Origin of the sequence: Corynebacterium sp. 5QC2CO, from assembly GCF_024580435.1 — a bacterium.
Classification (GTDB): Bacteria; Actinomycetota; Actinomycetes; order Mycobacteriales; family Mycobacteriaceae; genus Corynebacterium; species Corynebacterium jeikeium_D.
This window is the reverse complement of sequence record NZ_JANIKI010000014.1, coordinates 1-17,884: the sequence shown is the minus strand read 5'-3', so window position 1 is coordinate 17,884 and position 17,884 is coordinate 1. Positions and strand designations below refer to the sequence as shown.

The 17,884-nt window shown below is 60.0% G+C and carries 13 protein-coding genes; 10 read left to right on the top strand and 3 right to left on the bottom strand.

Translation table 11 applies throughout. The features are described from left to right. Positions 1-96 precede the first annotated feature (96 nt). The 7 genes from rpsM to NQ014_RS09760 all read left to right on the top strand — a co-directional run bounded on the left by rpsM (position 97) and on the right by NQ014_RS09760 (position 6,501). Positions 97-465 carry a 30S ribosomal protein S13 gene (rpsM, locus tag NQ014_RS09790; protein ID WP_005509836.1) on the top strand — a complete coding sequence of 123 codons (369 nt, stop codon included), beginning with the start codon at positions 97-99 and terminating at the stop codon, positions 463-465. Positions 466-468: 3 nt separating this feature from the next. Further along, positions 469-873, top strand: a complete 405-nt coding sequence (gene rpsK / locus NQ014_RS09785) for a 30S ribosomal protein S11 (RefSeq protein WP_016422078.1) — start codon at positions 469-471, stop codon at positions 871-873. Positions 874-897: 24 nt separating this feature from the next. Further along, positions 898-1,503, top strand: a complete 606-nt coding sequence (gene rpsD / locus NQ014_RS09780) for a 30S ribosomal protein S4 (protein WP_005509964.1) — start codon at positions 898-900, stop codon at positions 1,501-1,503. A 73-nt stretch (positions 1,504-1,576) separates the two neighbouring features. Then, positions 1,577-2,602: a DNA-directed RNA polymerase subunit alpha gene (locus tag NQ014_RS09775; RefSeq protein WP_016422079.1), complete on the top strand. Its 1,026-nt coding sequence runs from the start codon at positions 1,577-1,579 to the stop codon at positions 2,600-2,602. 37 nt (positions 2,603-2,639) lie between these two features. Beyond that, positions 2,640-3,116, top strand: coding sequence for a 50S ribosomal protein L17 (rplQ, locus tag NQ014_RS09770; RefSeq protein WP_257075087.1), 477 nt, complete (start codon positions 2,640-2,642; stop codon positions 3,114-3,116). Between the two features lie 293 nt (positions 3,117-3,409). Continuing rightward, the gene (locus tag NQ014_RS09765; RefSeq protein ID WP_257075125.1) at positions 3,410-4,300 is read left to right on the top strand and encodes a tRNA pseudouridine(38-40) synthase TruA; all 891 of its coding nucleotides are present in this window, start codon (positions 3,410-3,412) and stop codon (positions 4,298-4,300) included. Positions 4,301-4,359: 59 nt separating this feature from the next. Continuing rightward, positions 4,360-6,501, top strand: a complete 2,142-nt coding sequence (locus tag NQ014_RS09760; protein ID WP_257075086.1) for a DUF6541 family protein — start codon at positions 4,360-4,362, stop codon at positions 6,499-6,501. Positions 6,502-7,090: 589 nt separating this feature from the next. Here the strand turns inward: NQ014_RS09760 and NQ014_RS09755 are convergent. Further along, positions 7,091-8,245: a hypothetical protein gene (locus NQ014_RS09755; protein ID WP_257075084.1), complete on the bottom strand. Its 1,155-nt coding sequence runs from the start codon at positions 8,243-8,245 to the stop codon at positions 7,091-7,093. Between the two features lie 115 nt (positions 8,246-8,360). Here NQ014_RS09755 and eccB point away from each other — a divergent pair, with 115 nt between their 5' ends. Then, positions 8,361-9,812: a type VII secretion protein EccB gene (eccB, locus tag NQ014_RS09750; RefSeq protein WP_257075081.1), complete on the top strand. Its 1,452-nt coding sequence runs from the start codon at positions 8,361-8,363 to the stop codon at positions 9,810-9,812. Here eccB and mycP read toward each other — a convergent pair. Both mycP and eccD read right to left on the bottom strand, forming a co-directional pair. Next, positions 9,771-11,009, bottom strand: a complete 1,239-nt coding sequence (mycP, locus tag NQ014_RS09745; RefSeq protein ID WP_257075079.1) for a type VII secretion-associated serine protease mycosin — start codon at positions 11,007-11,009, stop codon at positions 9,771-9,773. The genes eccB and mycP overlap by 42 nt on opposite strands. 14 nt (positions 11,010-11,023) lie before the next feature. Further along, entirely contained in the window at positions 11,024-12,439 is a 1,416-nt protein-coding gene (gene eccD, locus NQ014_RS09740; RefSeq protein ID WP_257075077.1) for a type VII secretion integral membrane protein EccD, read from the bottom strand. 194 nt (positions 12,440-12,633) lie between these two features. Between eccD and eccCa the strand changes: the two genes are divergently transcribed. Beyond that, a complete protein-coding gene (eccCa, locus tag NQ014_RS09735) occupies positions 12,634-16,461 on the top strand; it encodes a type VII secretion protein EccCa (RefSeq protein ID WP_257075074.1) in 3,828 nt (1,275 codons plus the stop codon). Continuing rightward, positions 16,461-17,849: a type VII secretion-associated protein gene (locus NQ014_RS09730; RefSeq protein WP_257075073.1), complete on the top strand. Its 1,389-nt coding sequence runs from the start codon at positions 16,461-16,463 to the stop codon at positions 17,847-17,849. The genes eccCa and NQ014_RS09730 overlap by 1 nt, the downstream gene beginning before the upstream one ends. Positions 17,850-17,884: the final 35 nt, after the last annotated feature.

Genomic DNA, 17,884 nt, shown 5'->3' with positions numbered 1-17,884 from the left:
TAACACCTGCGCGACTCGGCGTCCGACCGAGTAAGCCGGGTCTGGGAAGGATGGCAGTGGAGTAAACCACCGCATCAACCGGAAGGAAATTGCCGTATGGCACGCCTTGCTGGAGTTGACCTGCCACGCAACAAGCGTATGGAGGTCGCTCTTACCTATATCTATGGCATCGGCCCCGCCCGTGCCAATGAGCTGCTGGAGAAGACCGGCATCTCTCCGGATCTGCGCACCGACGCTCTCACCGATGAGCAGGTTGCTGCGCTGCGTGACGTGATTGAAGCTACTTGGAAGGTCGAGGGTGACCTCCGCCGCCAGGTTCAGGCTGATATCCGCCGCAAGATTGAGATTGGTTCCTACCAGGGTCTGCGCCACCGTCGTGGCCTGCCGGTCCGTGGTCAGCGCACCAAGACCAACGCTCGTACGCGTAAGGGTCCGAAGAAGACGATCGCCGGAAAGAAGAAGTAAAACATGGCAGCTCCGAAGTCCGCACGCGGCCGTCGTACCGGCCGTCGCGTTGTAAAGAAGAACGTGGCTCAGGGCCACGCATACATCAAGTCCACCTTCAACAACACCATCGTGTCCATCACGGACCCGAAGGGCGCTGTTATCTCGTGGGCCTCCTCTGGTCACGTCGGTTTCAAGGGCTCTCGTAAGTCCACTCCGTTCGCTGCTCAGATGGCCGCCGAGAACGCTGCTCGTAAGGCCATGGAGCACGGTATGAAGAAGGTTGACGTTTTCGTTAAGGGTCCGGGTTCGGGCCGCGAAACCGCCATCCGTTCCCTCCAGGCCGCTGGCCTTGAGGTGTCCTCGATCTCGGATGTGACCCCTCAGCCGCACAACGGCTGCCGTCCGCCGAAGCGTCGTCGCGTCTAGGAATAGGGTAAGGAGAGAACAGAAATGGCCCGTTATACCGGTCCCGCAACCCGTAAGTCCCGTCGTCTCCGCGTCGACCTCGTCGGTGGCGACATGAACTTTGAGCGTCGTCCCTACCCTCCGGGGCAGGCCGGCCGCGCTCGTATCAAGGAGTCGGAGTACCTGCTCCAGCTCCAGGAGAAGCAGAAGGCACGTTTCACCTACGGCGTGATGGAGAAGCAGTTCCGTCGCTACTACGCCGAGGCTCACCGTCGTCCGGGCAAGACTGGCGATAACCTCGTCGTCCTGCTGGAGTCGCGTCTCGACAACGTTGTCTACCGCGCTGGTCTGGCTCGTACCCGTCGCCAGGCTCGTCAGCTGGTTTCCCACGGCCACTTCACCGTTAACGGTAAGAAGATCAACGTGCCGTCCTTCCAGGTAAGCCAGTACGACATCATCGACGTGCGCCCGAAGTCGCAGAAGATGATTTGGTTCGAAGAGGCACAGGAGAACCTGGTCGACGCTGTCGTCCCGGCATGGCTTCAGGTTGTTCCTGAGTCCCTGCGCATCCTCGTGCACCAGACCCCGGAACGCGCACAGATCGACATTCCGCTTCAGGAACAGCTGATCGTCGAGTTCTACTCGAAGTAATAACCAACTTCGCTTGCATCCATTCATTCCCTATGGCGTCATATAGCGGTCGCCACCTGGAGGATTTTCGAAAATGCTCATTTCCCAGCGCCCAACGCTGACTGAGGACTACATTGATTCCTCTCGCTCCCGGTTCGTTATCGAGCCGCTGGAGCCGGGTTTCGGTTACACCCTCGGTAACTCTCTTCGTCGTACGTTGCTGTCGTCCATTCCGGGCGCTGCAGTCACCAGCATCCGCATCGACGGTGTGCTGCACGAGTTCACCACTATCCCGGGCGTGAAGGAAGATGTCTCCGACATCATCCTGAACATCAAGGGTCTGGTGCTCTCGAGCGAATTCGACGAGCCGGCTACCGTTTACCTGCGTCGCGAAGGTGCAGGCGCGGTGACCGCTGCAGACATTGAGTGCCCAGCAGGTGTGGAGATTCATAACCCGGATCACCACATCGCTACTCTCAATGATTCCGGTCGCTTGGATATTGAGATGATCGTTGAGCGTGGTCGTGGCTACGTGCCGGCGACCCCGAACTCCGGTGGCGAAATCGGCCGCATTCCGATGGACCAGATTTACTCGCCAGTTCTGAAGGTCAGCTACAAGGTGGAGGCTACTCGTGTTGAGCAGCGCACCGACTTCGACAAGCTGATCATCGATGTTGAGACCAAGAACTCGATCACCGCCCGCGACGCAATGGCGTCGGCAGGCAAGACTCTGGTTGAGCTGTTCGGTCTGGCACGTGAGCTGAATGAGGCTGCTGAAGGCATCGAGATTGGCCCGAGCCCGCGCGAGGCTGAGGATGTCGCTGCGTACCAGACTCCGATTGAGGATCTGGACTTCTCTATGCGCTCCTACAACTGCCTCAAGCGTGAGGAGATCCACACTGTCGGTGAGCTCGCTGCTCGTACCGAGTCGGATCTGCTGGATATCCGCAACTTCGGTGACAAGTCCATCAATGAGGTCAAGGAGAAGCTCGCTGAGCTTGGCCTCGCTCTGAAGGATTCCCCGAACAACTTCGACCCGGCTGCTGTCGCTGATTTGGACGCTGCCTCGGGCGATGACGCTGACTGGACTGATGGCGCAAGCGCTGGCTACGACGAGTAGTTCACCGACGCGACTTCATTAAAACGAGGAGATACCTATGCCTACCCCTAAGCAGGGTTCCCGTCTCGGCGGCTCCGCTTCGCACCAGAAGAAGATTCTGGCCAACCTCGCGAAGCAGCTCATCGAGCACGGCAAGATTAAGACCACCGACACCAAGGCCAAGCTGCTGCGTCCGTACGTTGAGAAGCTGATCACCAAGGCAAAGCGCGGCACTCTCGCAGATCGCCGCAACGTTGCAAAGCTGCTTAACGACAACTACGCAGTTAAGAAGCTGTTCGACGAGATCGGTCCGCAGTTCGCTGATCGCGACGGCGGCTACACCCGCATCATCAAGCTGGGTAACCGCAAGGGCGACAATGCCCCGATCTCTCTGATCGCTCTGGTTGAGGAAGAGACCGCAACTGCTGAGGCAACTCGCGCAACTCGCGCTGCTGCTTCCAAGCAGGCTGAAGAGGCAAAGGCCGAAGAGGCCGAGGCTGAGGCTACAGAGGCTGAGGCTGCAGAGGAGGAGTAATTCCCCTCGCTGACGGCTTCTGACCGTCACAGCTTTGAACCCCCGTTGAGCAGTTCATATCTGAACGCTCTTCCGGGGGTTCTTTGTGCTTAACGACGGTGCATAGCGCCCGTCCCCAGTTCTGCCTCCGGTTACACCGACGGATTACGCACCAACATTGAGAGCCATACGGAGACCCTGCGGTGGAAACTGCTGATTCTCTAATCCGGGGTCCCGGCTACAATCTGTTAACCGTGACATCACTTACTCCAACGACTCCGGATACCCCGTGCGATTCTCCCGATCGTGCCGCTATGGGGAGCACCGACTCCGACCTGGTTCGGTTGCGTTTTGACATTGCCTATGACGGGACAGATTTCCACGGTTGGGCTTCTCAGCGCGATAAGCCTACTGGAGAACCGGTGCGGACTGTGCAGGCGACGTTGGAATCCACTCTGGAGAAGGTGTTGCGCACTCCCGTGCAACTGACTGTGGCCGGTCGTACAGATGCCGGTGTTCATGCCTCCGGTCAGGTGGCTCACGCAGATGTTCCTGTCTCCTGTTTAGACACCCGTTCTATCGCAGGGGATCCGGGTAATTTGGTTCGTCGTGTAGCGCGACTATTGCCCGCGGACGTGACGCTTCGGAGCGCCTCGTTTGCACCCCCGGGTTTCGATGCCCGCTTTTCCGCGTTACGTCGGCACTATGTCTATCGTGTCTCTAGTTGCGTCAGTGGCCCGCTTCCTACCCGTGCTCGCGATACGGCCCACTGGCGGCGCTCAGTGGACATCGACCGCATGCAGGTGGCGGCTGATGCCCTGCTGGGGCTCAATGACTTCGCCGCTTTTTGTCGGCACAAGCCACATGCGACGACCACTAGAGATCTACAGCGGTTCCAGTGGTTCGACGTATCTACGCGGGAAGAACCGGAGCTGTACGAGGCCCATGTGACTGCCGACGCGTTCTGCTGGTCTATGGTGCGCGCACTGGTAGGGGCTTGCCTTAGTGTCGGTGAGGGGCGACGTGCGGTTGGATTCACTGAACAGTTGTTGAGTGAAGAGAAGCGTTCCCCGTTGGTCCCGGTGGCAGAGGCGCGTGGGCTCAGCCTGGTAGGTGTTGATTACCCCGGCGATGCTGATTTGGCGGCCAGGGCGGAGCAGACCCGTGAGCGTCGTGATGCCCGGACAGATGTGGACGAGGCTTAAATGTACAAGCTCTCGGTAATATTCCCTGAAGAAAGTGACCGTAGGAGGAGTGTTCGGTAGTGGTGTGGGCAATTGTTAGCTTGGTTGCGCTGCTCGTAATCCCCGGCGCTGTTGTAGTGCGAGCCAGCGGCGTTCGTGCTCCGTGGGCTCTGGCCCTCGGTCCTGCGGTGACGTTTGGTATCGCAGGTACTGCAGGGTGGACGCTCGGCGCTATCGATGTGCGCTTCACCTTGGTCAGTGCGTCTATCTGCTGGGCGGTGGCACTCCTTCTCGCGCTTTGTTGGAGTGGCGGCAGCGTTTTGATTCGGCGGCGGCGCGGTAGTGTCGAGCGTTCGGTGTCGGCCGAGACGCAGCCGCTCGTCGTAAGTCGATGGCGCGAGTTGGGCTATGGGCTAATCGCAAGTATCGGGGTCATTATCGCAGCGGCGGTTCTCACGTGGACTGCTATCGGCCGCATCGCTTCAATGTCCGAGGGGATGGCGACCATCCAGCAAGGCTGGGACACACTCTGGCATGCAAGTGTGCTCCGTTCGATTACGGAAGAGGGCATGGCCTCGGCCACTAGGATGGGCGAGATCCAGAATGTGGAAACTCAGGCGGCGTCCTACTATCCCGCCGCATGGCATGCGTTCGGTGCGCTTTGGATATTGATTGTCCGTCTACCAATCACCGAGGCGGTCAATTACCTCGGAATTATCATTCCGGCCGTGACCATACCCACGGCGGCTGCGGCGCTGACCTGGCGAATTATTGATCGCCGAAAGCTGTCCACCGCCGTTGCTGCGGGGGTTGCGGCGCTTGTTTCCGCAGCGCTTCCGGTATTGATGCCCGTCGGGGTCTTCGTGGGGGCCTGGCCGTACCAGGTCTCGATTGCGCTAGCGATTACCGTTTTTGCCTTTGTTACGTCGCTCCCGCACGCACCTCAGCGCATCTTGAGCGCCGCGCTTGCGATAATTGGTATCGGAGAGCTCCATCCGGCATCGGTGCCTACAGTCGTTATGCTCGGTGCAATTTGGTGGTTGTGCTACCGCCTGCCGCGTCCCGCGCATCCTGAACTGGGTGCGGTCCGCGCCAAGCTTTACGACGTCGCGGTGATTGCAGCCGCCTTTGTGCCAGCAGTGGCAGTTCTCCTGCCGCAGTGGCTTACGGGAACTTCTCAGACCGAGGATGTGCGCGCGGTTAGCGCTGAAGTAGACGACCTCGATCGTTTCGATGCGTGGTATCGAGGCGCCACAATGCTGACTCGCCACACTGAGGAATTCCGGCCGTTCTGGCCAATTATCATCCTTGGTTTCATCGGGATGGCGGTTTTGGTTTTCGCGGATACTTCGCGCCGACGGGTGTGGGTAGTACCGACCTGGTTTGTTTCGGTGTTGATGACGACCCACGCGCTCAATCATTTTGGTGGCGTGCCGGGCGATATTCTCGCGCTGTACACGGATCTTCACTATTCGACGCCTCACCGGCTGGTGATGGTCACCGCGTACCTGTATTCCGCGTTTGCGGGCATCGCGGTGGCGTGGGGCTGCGCGTGGGCGGCTCGAATTAGTGAGTCAAAGGTGCCGTCGACGGGGCGGGTTCTGGGGTTGAGCTTAGCGACGGTGAGCTCTGCTGTAATTGTGGTTTATGGAGTGGCGTCTAATGCTAGCGCTGCGGATTTCGCCTACAAGAGCCCTCGAGAATGGCAAATCATTTCCAATGCTGACTTGAAGGCATTTGATTGGTTGGCCGAGCAGCCGGAGGCACATAAGTACCGCACGTTTACCAATCCGCCGGAGGGGTCCAGCTGGATGTACGCTCGCAATGACTTGCCGGTGGTGTTCCCGCACTACGACTGGCCAGTGGCGAACAAGTGGACTGCCACCTCAATGCTGTATTGGCACGCTGATTACCTCGGTTTTCCAGACCCCGATCGGCCGGATGGGGTGAACGATGTCGATCGCTCAGCTCGAAAGCTGAACGTGGGATTCATCTATTTGTCACCCCCGGGTATTTGGGATTCCAAGGAGGATTTAGAGTTTCCTGGTGAAGGGCTCTGGGTAGCTCCAGGGGTAACCCCTGTTTATCGAGATAGGGAAGTAACTATCTTCGCCTTCAATAATGTGATTACGCCATCACGCATCGACGAGATGCGAGCTAGTTCTCCGGAAGTAATTCCTCCCTCGGCTACTAGGGGATGGAGCGATGGTCGGGTAGGTTAGGACACCATGCGGATGAATAAATTTATGGCAACGATCGCAGCCGGTGTGATGATGACTTTCGCGCTGGCCGGATGTGGAGACGACGAGCCGGCTAAGCCGGAAGTCTCGAAACGCTCCATCAGTTCTTCCGCAAAGACCGAATCCTCGACTCCGCCGAAATCGACTGAGGAGTCGACGACACCGACAGAATCAGAGACGCCGACGGAAACTCCTGCAATCACCCAGGTCAATGATGCGGATTACACCCCGGCGGACGGCCCAAATACTCGACTCTTTCAGTTGGAGGATGGCACGACACGTTGCTTCCTCAACGATCTGAGCGGTGACGCCTACTTGGCCTGCCAGGTGAATCTTGCCAATCCTCCGATGGTCGATGACGGCACGGGAAACAAGGTTCCCGCCAACGCTGTGTCCTGGAACCCGGGGGGAGTTACTTACGAGGTCCTTACGTTTCCGCCGGCGGGTGAGATGAAGACGCTGCCAGCGAATTCTCAGTTGAGCGCATTCGGTTACAACTGCGCGGCCTATGGCCCGTCGACTCTGGAGTGCTCGGGACCAGCGGGCGCTGCCACTATCGACAATGGCAATGTCACTGGTGCACAGATGCCGAAGGAGGATGTGCCTCCTGCAGCAGGCGGTCAGCCGGGTGGCCAAGAAAATGGCGCTCCGAATGACCCGGCGCAGCAGGGTGAGCCTGACGGCTCCCCGGCACCGGGCGATCTGCCAGATTTGGGTGCGTTGATTCCGGGACTGAACCGCTAGTTGCCCGCATAGCTAGTGGCTGCAATTCATCGGTAGTGCGGGCGGTAGATAGCGTCCATGTGAATTCGCCCATCGCCAGTCGAGGGCACGAAGCTGGCATTTCCGCTGCTGCTGCCGTGGGCGAACCTGTACGACTGACCTCGATGATTCTCGCGATTCCAGTACGCAGGTCGGGCTCGAACTCTTCAACAACAACCACATCGACGGTGTCGTCTCCAGCTCGCGCGAGAAGTACTGCGCCCAGATCAAGAGCCACAGTAAAGAAATGTGGACGGGACGTGCGAATTCCTACTCGATAGCCGAGCGAGAGCATTCCGATGAGCAACTCGCAAATGTCCTGATTGCCGCAGTCGACCTCCAATCGGGGTAGGCTCGCGGGACACATTGTGATGGTTTGTCCACTGCTCCCAGCCCCTATGACCTGCGCCGGGCCATTCGTGACAGCGATGTCACGTTGGCGGCTTAACCACAGGTGCGGTTTGCGCCCCAACGCCGCCACATGATGAGAGCGTCCAGTGCGGCGCAGCTGCACTACCTCCGCAGAGCTCGCAGTCAGAGCACACTCCGGTGCCGTCAATCGCCGTGCGCGAATCCCAAGGGTTCCCAGCCTGTGGATGAGGAAGCGTAGGGCTTTGTCACCGGAGGCTTCCACAGGGAGAGTCGCCACCAGATGTGTCCAGGGCTCAGGGGTTGTGCCGGAGCGCTCGGCCGCTCGGAAGTAGCGGTGCGCATGCTCTCCGCGGATTTCCGGCGCAATGTGATAAAAGCACAAGGCATCTAAGGTCACTGGGCTGTCGTCGGCAAGCGAGACGATATCCGCAGCGCTCAGCTGCCTGCGCAGACCCGGAGTGAGGCGAAGTCCGATGAGCTTTCCGTGCTCGGTGCGCCGCAGGCGGTCGCGAAGGCTGCGGCCGAGCACAGGGACATGCGCGCCGACGGTGATGATGATTGCTGTAATGAGCAGCCACAATGACAATGGCATGTGAAAATCCCCCCAATATGTTCCCCATTAAAAAGTCCCCTGGTCGCACAGTAGCGCGGCCTGGCTTACTCTGCAGAGTAGAGATTATTTGGGGGAATAGTTTTGGGGGAAACTCATGCCACGTACGCCGACTACGCCTAGCCAGGTCAGCGGCCATCGGTTCTTGATTCGTCGGATTGAGCATGCACTTGTGCGTGCGGATTCGCGAATGCTGCACGACCCTCTGCGCACGCGAACGCGAGCACTGTTTATCGGGTGTGCGCTGGTGGTTTTACTGGCCGCCGGAACCGCGGTGCTGTCGTTGGTGCGGCCGCAGGGCGGTTCTAGCTCCAATGAGCAGCTGATCGTTGTGTCGGGGTCGGAGGGCCTGCATGTACGTGTCAATGGTCGATTGCATCCAGTCGCGAACCTGGCGTCGGCGCGGTTAATTTTGGGCAATCCTGCGGAGCCGAAACGGGTGCGCAGTAGTGAGTTGGACAAAGAGGACATCAGTTTTGCTGTCGGGATTGAGGGCGCACCAGCAGTTCCGGCCGCGCCGGCAGGCTCGGGGAGCTCGGGGAGCTCGGGAGTGGCCAAGAAGGGCAGCGCGGGTGCGCCGGAGTTGGCGCTGTCTTTGTGCGAGCGGACGGTTCAAGACCTAGGCCAACCGCGGATTGTTGCAGAGTCACTTGCGCATCTCGAAGAAGTACGCGGGGAACCGCAGCAGCTTACCCGGACCCACTCGGACAGTGCTGTTGTTGCCGATGGCGAAAATCTCTGGCTGATTACGCAGGGCTACCGCTCGCGGTTGGATATCAACCACCCGGAGCACGCCGCTGTTTCGCGAGCGCTGGGGTTGGAGCGCGCTGCAGTCCGGCCGGTCAGCCCTGCGTTGCTCAGAACGATTCCGGAGGTTCCGATTCTGGCCGTGCCAGCAATTCCGAACCGTGGCGCACCCACACACTTCGCCGCCCCATTCGACACAGTCGGCAACGTGGTTGAGGTCGGGCAGCGGCGCGTCATCGTGCTTGACGACGGTGCCGCGATTCTCTCCCCGGTGCTAGGAGAGCTATTAGCTGCGCATAGCCCAGTTCTGCAGGCCAGTGAGGGGCAGCTGGCGGCAGTTCCCGTAGCGAATGCGCCAGCAGTCGCGGGCCTACCTGAAAAGCCATTGACGTTTGCCGATGCTGATGGCTGGCTGTGTGCCGGCCGGATAGCAGGACGGCCGCAAGCTCTCGTGCAGTGGTCGCAGCATGCTCCGGAGGGGCGGCACGTGGATTACCCGCATGCCGACGGGTCGGGTGTGGCCGTCGATGGTTTTGTGGATGGCCGCAGCCGTGAGCGCAGCTCGATTGCAGTAAGCGTAAATGGGGCTGTACACGTCATTTCCCCAGAGGGGATGCGCTTTGCTGTGCACGATCGCACGACGTTGGCTGCCCTCGGGTTTAATGCATCAACCAACGCCGACAGCGGTGGCACGCGACCAGTGCACTGGGAAGTGCTGGCCGCGTTGCGCGGAGGCCCTGAGCTGAGTAAGCAGGCGGCGCTAGGGCCGCTGTCTGGGACGCAAGAGCAACCAGGCACCTAGGCCCAGCGCGGATACCAGGAGCAATCCAGTTGCCCGGAGCGGTGCATTGCGCTCCTGTGAAGAAAGCAGATCCGGCGGGGCTGGTGCGGCAGCGGGATTGGCGTCCTGCTGCGCGGCGGTGTCCACAGTGGTCCAAATCAGAGCGTCATAAGGTGCAATGATGCCGCGACCAAGGCCGAGGCCGGAACTAATTGGGCTCGCGGAATTAAGGATGATGTCGCGAACCTGCGCTGGGGAAAGCTCTGGGTTTCGTGCCAGCAGCAGGGCAGCTGTGCCCGACACGGTCGGTGTGGCAAAGCTAGTGCCGGCAATCTGTTGAGCTCGGGTGCTATCCCCGGACCCGAACACGTGGCGGTCTATGAGACCGGTAGGGGTGCGCGGGTCGGGGCCGAGTACGGGGCCGCCGGGAGCGGAGACATTGACCCATTGTCCCGTAATCGCATACTCCGCGGGTTGTGCTTGGCCAGCATCGTCGAACTGTACTGCTGATACTGCAATCACCTCCGGCAGGACTGCGGGCCACGCTACAGATCCGTCCTGACAGCTATCGCCCTTATTGCCCGCCGCTGCGACCACTACTGCGCCTGAGGCTTCCGCGCGTGCGACGCTCTCGGCAACCTCCGTTGCACCTTGGGGCATTACACCTGCCGGGGCACACGATGTGAGCGAGATATTGATGACTCTCGCGCCCTCCGCGACGGCCTTGTCGATAGCTTGTGCCAGCGACTCCAAATTGCCTTCGCCATCGGACGTTTGTCTTATCGACAACACGTGCGCGTCGGGAGCCAGTCCCGCGAAACCATCGGCGCCGGGGCGGCCTGCAATAATGCCGGCCACTAGAGTTCCGTGACCGTCGCAGTCTACGAACCCACTGTCACCGTCGACAAAATCGCCACCGTCGAGAACCTCGCCAAGACGCTCATTGGGTGAGACCCCGGTATCTATTACCGCCACCGTAATCCCCGCACCCGTCGTTAGCTGCCATGCTTGGCGAAACCGAAGAGCTTTTTCGATCACTGTCGGTTCATGCAGTGCGCTTTCCGACGACAGCATCGTGGCCACGCAGTCCTGGCTGTTTTGGGCAGCCGCTACCGGCGCGATGCCCGGTGGTGCTACTGAGGTGGCCGCCGTCAACGTGGAGATAAGCACGGTGGAAAGTGCGGTTGTGGCGGTGATACGAGTTTTTATGGAATTCATGAAAAGTGGGTTTTTCACTGGAAGAACCCACTTACGAACTCAGGGAATTCGGCGATGATAGCCGCAATGGGCAGAATGACGGCGATGCTGCAGGCCTCGGTTAGCTCAGCTATGCGGCGCGTCGTAGGTGAGATGCGTGACGCTGGAAATGCGGCTAAGGCTGTGGCTGCAAGCATTGGGGCGATAAGGCCAGCGGAGATTGGCCAATTGCCCTCGAACCACTGTTGAAAGGCGACAGCCACAATGACGGCAAGACCAGCTAAAGCAGTGCAGGTGGAAGCTACTTTCCGGGCTTGGCCACGGGAGTGGATTGCACAAAAGACGATGACAGCAGCAGCCATACCCAGAGGCCACCACCTGTTCGCATGGCCTCCGGAGAAAAGTACCACCAATGTGGAGATGCTGAGACTTCCGGTGCCACTGCAGAGGATGCCGTCGAGAAGCCAACCCGCTCGCTTAGGTGCGTTGTGGGATATTTCGGGAGTTTCGCTGTCATCGAAGCTCTCTCCGGCGGCGGGGACTTTGGGTACGCGAATACCGGCAGCTTTGATAGCGATGGAAGGTGCCAGCAGTATCAGGATGACTGCGCAAGCAGCGGTGATTGCTCCTGATTGAACCGGGTTGTGGAAAAGTGTGACAGTCGCAGCGTAAAGACTGCAGGTAACTGCAGCACTAAGACTGGCGGCGCCCAGGGTAGCAGTGATGCGGTTGCCGCCGTCGTCGCTGTTGGGAATGAGAAATACCAAACCGATGACGGCAAGCGCGACGCTAATCGCAGCAGTCGGCGGCCAGTCGGTGAGTATGCGGTGTAGGTCGAGGCCAACGAAGCAGAGTCCCGAAGCGGTGCCCAGAATGAGCACTTGCAGCTCCAGGGACATGACAATCGCCGGTTTTGCGCTACGCAACAGAGCCAGGCGCAGTCCACCGGCTACTGCCAGCAGCGCGATGAAGCTGATTGCCGCGGCCAGTGTGGAATCGGTACTGCTCAAGCTCAGTGAGGCAGCTGCGATTGAAGCCGTGGCCACGAGGGCGGCGGTACAGCCAACAACCAAATCAGCTGTACCGATACCGTCGGTATAGGTGGTGTCGGTAATAGCATCGGCGGCATCAAAGAGTCGAGGTTTGGGCACGGGACCTGGGTCGTTGATAACAACGAGGCGTTCGCCTGGCGCAATACCGGCATCGTTCAGGGTGTCGTCGGCAAGCAATATCGTGCCAGCGGCGGTCCGTAACTGCCACTGTGCCAGCGGAAAGTCCGCAATATCGATATCGAAAATTTGCAGGATATCCGGTACAAGTGCGGCGATTGCGACGTTGGTCGGTAACGCAAGGTCTGCGTGTGCTCGGTTGGTGTCTTCAGGCATGTGTGCGGCATCAATGCGCACGCGAATGAGTTCCCCCAGCATGTATTTCCCCCATGAATTCTGCATGCTTTAGTCCCTCTAGAGTGTCGTACAACTCGCTAGAGCGCTACTCGGAGTAGTAACTGCGCGTGCCCCCGCTATCAGTTTCGGTCATGCGCTGCGAGAATCCGGAGTGTGTTTTAAGCTATGTGTACACCGATCGGTCAGGGGGATTGGCCGTCGAGTGAACACAAGGGGCGACACATAGCGGGGGGATTTTTGTGACTAGTGCACAGGCGGAGATTTCGGCTACCCGAAAAGCGGGGCCGCAGCCTATGACAGGCACAATCGCGCCGGATGCGCCACCGGAAGCGCCGGAGCCACAGCCGGTGCCGCTGATGCGTGCACTCATGCCGTTAATCATGGTCGTGGCGGTGGTCGGCATGGTGGTGTTGATGTTTGTCTCTGGGATGGGACGTAACCCGATGTCGTTTATGTTTCCGCTGATGATGGTGTTTTCCACTGTGGGCATGATGGTGTCGGGCGGGGCGGGAAATAAGGACATGGCACCGGCGCGGAAGGACTATCAGAGGCATTTGTCCAGTATTCGCCGGGCGGTGGCGAAAGCAGCGAGGATGCAGCGTGAATCGACGCAGTTTATCCACCCTCGGCCTGGAACTCTGTGGCAGCTGGGGGCGATGGGGCGGGCGTGCGAACGCCGAAAGGGGGACCCGGATTTCTTGCAGCTGCGCATCGGGGTGGCAACGCAGCAGCCCGCAACGCCTGTAACACCGCCGGCAATTCCGGCGCCCGAGAAACTGGATCCGGTTTCAGCCGTAGCACTGCGGGAAGTTATTCGATCGGCTCGTCAGGTTGAGGGAGTGCCCTTTGCCATAGATGTGTCGGCCTTTGAGATCATCGCGCTCACTGGAGATACCGCGGCGCAAGGGCTGGCTCGAGCGATGGTCGCCCAAGCTGCTGCGCTTCATCATCCGGAGGATTGCCTGATTGCAGTTGTGGGAGATGAGTGGGAATGGCTGAAATGGACGCCACACCACGGACACCCCGCAGTTACTGATGCCTGTGGCCCAGCGCGGTTGCGGGCGGCGACGTGTGCGCAGCTGACTGAGCTGCTCACAGCTATCGAGACACTGCCAGCTGCAGTGCTGATTGTGCTGGCGGATCCGAACGGACAGCACGATGTCACTGAACTGACACCGATTTTTGACGCGGCGGGGTCGGAGACCTCGGTAGTTCTGCTGACCGTCGTGGAAGCGCAGTCAACGTTGTGGGAGGCAGCGGTTCACCATGGCATCGCGCTGGTTGTTTCCACTACTGCTGTGCATGCGGAAACCGCGTCCGGACGGGAGGAGATTGGCGTACCTGATCAGCTGAGTCCAGCAGAAGCGGAGGTGCTTGGTCGGAGCTTGGCGCGTTTTGAAGTGCCAACAAGCGCAGATGATTCTGTTAAGACCTCGGAAGATCCGGTGATGGAGGAGCTCGGGCTGTACCCGCCTCCGACAACTCTGCGCTACCGACCGCGCTATGGCAGTGCTCGTCTGCGAATTCCTGTAGGGGCCGATGACGGCGGCACGCCGGTCTATCTGGATTTTAAGGAGAGTGCCGAGGGCGGCATGGGGCCACACGGTCTGTGCGTTGGTGCCACAGGATCGGGTAAGTCGGAATTCCTCCGAACGACCGTGGTAGGGCTCGCAGCCACGCACAGCCCGGATCAGTTGAACTTTGTGCTGGTGGACTTCAAAGGCGGGGCGACGTTTCTGGGACTGGATCAATTGCCTCATGTCTCGGCGGTGATTACCAACTTGGAGCAGGAGCTTATCCTGGTCAACCGCATGGAAGACGCACTGCGCGGTGAGATGACGCGGCGCCAAGAGCAGCTGCGCGCTGCGGGGAATTTCGCCGGTGTCAGCGATTATGAGCAAGCCCGGCGCGCTGGGCAGATAGATGCGCCACCCATGCCCGCGTTGCTGATTGTGGTGGATGAGTTTTCAGAGCTGCTCTCCGCACGCCCGGAGTTTGCTGAGCTTTTCGTTGCAATTGGTCGGTTGGGGCGCAGTTTGCACATGCATTTGCTGCTGGCCAGTCAGCGTCTGGAGGAAGGCCGCTTGCGCGGGCTGGAAAGCCATCTTTCCTATCGCATTGGGTTGAAGACCTTTTCCGTCGCGGAGTCCCGCAGCGTGCTGGGTGTTCCGGACGCCTATCATCTGCCGGCCATCCCGGGCATCGGATATATCAAATCTGCTGCCGCCGAGCCGGTGCGGTTTCGGTCGGCGTATGTTTCCGGACCGGTGGTCCGTCCGCAGCCTGTTGACGGTGCGACGGCTGGGGCAGAGCAGGGGCTGCAGAGTCAGGTCGCAGCTGTCGCTGAATTTACCGCTGAAAATTGGACGCGGGAGGCTTTCGGTGCGTCGTCAAGCGATGGTGGAATGGTGGATCCGCCTGTGCAGACATCGGAGCAGACGGTGCTCAGTGCCGTGGTGGCAGCGGTGTCGCACGTACCGACACGTGCGCATCGGGTGTGGCTGCCGCCACTACCGGAGGCCATCGAGCTTCAGCCCGACGAGCAGCTGCCGCGACAGCGATTGACCGGTGTGATTGGGCTGGTGGACAAGCCGCTGTTTCAGCGTCAGGACCCACTGCGTATTGACCTGCGCACGACCGGCGGGCACGTGGCAATCGTCGGAGCGCCGCGGTCGGGAAAGACCACTGCCGCACGCACCGCGGTCCTCGCGCTTGCCGACGGCATCAGCGCCCGTGACCTGCATTTTTATATCGTCGACTGTGGTGCGGGTGGCCTGAGCGACCTGGCTGAGTTGCCGCATGTCGCGTCAGTTGCGCACCGTGGAGACGAGGAGCTTATTCGCCGTACGATTGGTTTTTTGCGTCGTGAGGTAAGTCGTCGGGAGCAGCTCTTTCGCACTAATGGATGGCTCTCGCCGGAAGCAGCACGGGCGGCAGGTCAGCCGGACTCGGTGTTGGTCATTGACGGCTGGGGCGCGTTCAAAACGGAGTTTCCGGCACTGAGTGACGATGTGCAGGCGCTGGTTGCAGATGGACTGGCGGTGGGAATTCATGTCCTGCTCACGGCCTATCGCTGGACGGACATGAGGCCTGCCGTTCGCGATCTGATTGGTACTCGGATTGAGCTGCGGCAGGCGGAGTCGATGGATTCAATGATTGATCGTAAGGCGGCGGAGTTGGTGCCGGAGAGCCCAGGACGTGGGGTCGCGCCGGGCGGGTTTGCGATGTTGGTATCTCTCACCGGTGCTGCGGAGACCAAGCGGATTGCAGAAACGGCACCGCACGGTGAGCAGGCACCAAAGCTCCAGTTGTTGCCGCGGCGGATTGATATTGCGCGTTTGCCACGACCAGCTGCTGCGACGAGAGGTGCGATTGCAGTGGGTCTCGAAGAAGCTGGTCTGGGCGCGGTGATATTCCACCCAGAAAAGGATCGCCACCTACTGATATTCGGTTCGGCGGGCAGTGGCAGAACCGCCGCGTTGAGGGGCATCGTTCACCAGTTGCGGTACTCCCAGTCGGACTCGAAATTCGTCGTGATTGACTACCGCCGTGGGCTAATGGAGGCCGTGCCCCAAGAGCGGCTGGCCGGTTATGCGGGCTCGGCTGCGGTGGCGACACCCATGCTGGCAGAGCTGGCAGAGGTACTGAAGGCCCGTCTCCCGCAACCGGATATCACCCCAGCGCAGTTGAAGGCCCGAAATTGGTGGAGTGGTCCAACCATCAATGTCATCGTGGACGACTATGACCTCGTGGCCGGCTCGCGGGGTAACCCCTTGCAGCCGCTGGCAGAAGTCATTGCTCACGCCGCCGACATTGGGCTCAATATCTTTTTCGCCCGTCGAATCAGTGGGGCGTTGCGTTCCCTCCACGACCCGGTCATGGGTGCGGTTAAGGATCAGGGTGCCAGCGTCTTTGTCATGGACGGCACACGCGATGACGGCCCCATCCTCGGCGTAAAACCCTGCGAACAGCCGCCGGGTCGTGGCTATTGGGTGGCGCACGGCCAGAGTCCGCAGGTTGTGCAGTTGGGGTGGTTGGATGCCGCTGGTGAGCAGGAGGACAGTTGATGATTCGAGTCGAATCTCCTTCCACCACCCAGACCCCGACGCTGCGCCACGGCACCTGGCACCTGTGGGGACTCGCGGCACCTGCAGACACCGCAGAGCTGGCGGTGCATGGCCCTAGACCGCTTCTCGAGAGCATGCAAACAGTCATTGTGCCCAGCTATTGGGGTGCTGTGCGACAGTGCCGGCTGGCCTCCGCGCTACTGGCTGCTGAGCTCAATCCGTACATCCTGACGCTTGCCGACGCCGTTGTGGAACTCGATGAGTCAACTGTGTCTCATAGCGTGTTGGTGGAAGTAGAGGAAACGCGTGTCTGTGTCACTCGTCTGAGCGGGGGCCACATTGCCAGTCGGATGACACATTTGGTCGGAGCGAACGACAGCGCACCGTTGGTGGAAACAGTCATTGCACTGGCTTATCAGCTGACCATGTATCCGGATGCACCCCAGGAGATACCCGATGATGTGGAAGTTAGTGGTGGGCGCGGTATCACCGAGTATCCGCCCCGCTGGCAGGAGGATATTGAGTTTATCGTCGGCGAAGTTCCACCTGGGCTAGCGAACCCGCGGCGAGCGCTACTAGTCGATCGTCTGCGCGACCGTGGATTTTTAGTCTTCGACTGCCCAGCCTCGCGGCTCGGGGAGTGCGTAAATCCGGCTTGGTTGAAAAGCATCGGCGACGCTGAGGCCGGTGAAGTGGCGCAATCGGAGGAAATCGCGGGGCGGCGTCCTGCGGCCAGGGCAGAAGCGAACGCAGCGTCGAAGCAAAGCACAGTTGTGTCAGTAGCTGCCGTCGGTTTGTTGACGGTGGTGGTTCTGATTGTGGGGATTGCTGCATGGCTGATTAGTGGTGGCATAGTCAGCGAGAACGAGGGAAGACAGAAGCAGCGTGAGACGTCGCACGCACAGGCGCCTCCTGTAACTACACCTCCTGTAACTACGCCTCCGTCTACATCGAAACCGGTTCCCGATTCTGCTCCCGTAGTCAAACTGACCAATGCGGGCGTGGAAGCTCGATTTCCCGGCGGGTGGGAGCTTGACTCGGCAAGTCCGTTAGATCGTCTGATTGCGGTGGATGGTGGAGATATGCGGGTTTTGGTGTTCGCTAGCCCGCTTTCGCAGGACATGGCGCTTGAACATCTAGCCGCCGCTTTGAGTAGCTCCGTTGCCGGGGATGAGACAAAGTCCGCGCCGGAACGCAGACAAGTACTGGGCACCGATGTCGTAGTCGTAGAGGAGCGGCTGCCGTCAGGTAATTCGATAGTGCTCTGGCATCACAAAGTGATGGACGGCACTCAAGTCAGTGTGGGGTGCCAGTTCAGAGGAAGGACTATTGCGCCGGTACGGCCCGTATGCGACCAGGCAGTAGTAAGCGCTCGGCCGGTGCCGTAATACGCAGGGGGGGGGAGAGAAGGTGACTGGGGCGG

Excerpts from the sequence above, each read along its gene's own strand:
- rpsD (WP_005509964.1), top strand. The coding sequence starts at position 898 with ATGGCCCGTTATACCGGTCCCGCAACCCGTAAGTCCCGTCGTCTCCGC.
- eccB (WP_257075081.1), top strand. The coding sequence starts at position 8,361 with ATGCCACGTACGCCGACTACGCCTAGCCAGGTCAGCGGCCATCGGTTC.
- rpsM (WP_005509836.1), top strand. The coding sequence starts at position 97 with ATGGCACGCCTTGCTGGAGTTGACCTGCCACGCAACAAGCGTATGGAG.
- mycP (WP_257075079.1), bottom strand. The coding sequence starts at position 11,009 with ATGAATTCCATAAAAACTCGTATCACCGCCACAACCGCACTTTCCACC.
- NQ014_RS09730 (WP_257075073.1), top strand. The coding sequence starts at position 16,461 with ATGATTCGAGTCGAATCTCCTTCCACCACCCAGACCCCGACGCTGCGC.
- rplQ (WP_257075087.1), top strand. The coding sequence starts at position 2,640 with ATGCCTACCCCTAAGCAGGGTTCCCGTCTCGGCGGCTCCGCTTCGCAC.
- NQ014_RS09775 (WP_016422079.1), top strand. The coding sequence starts at position 1,577 with ATGCTCATTTCCCAGCGCCCAACGCTGACTGAGGACTACATTGATTCC.
- NQ014_RS09755 (WP_257075084.1), bottom strand. The coding sequence starts at position 8,245 with ATGCCATTGTCATTGTGGCTGCTCATTACAGCAATCATCATCACCGTC.
- NQ014_RS09765 (WP_257075125.1), top strand. The coding sequence starts at position 3,410 with ATGGGGAGCACCGACTCCGACCTGGTTCGGTTGCGTTTTGACATTGCC.
- rpsK (WP_016422078.1), top strand. The coding sequence starts at position 469 with ATGGCAGCTCCGAAGTCCGCACGCGGCCGTCGTACCGGCCGTCGCGTT.
- eccD (WP_257075077.1), bottom strand. The coding sequence starts at position 12,439 with ATGCAGAATTCATGGGGGAAATACATGCTGGGGGAACTCATTCGCGTG.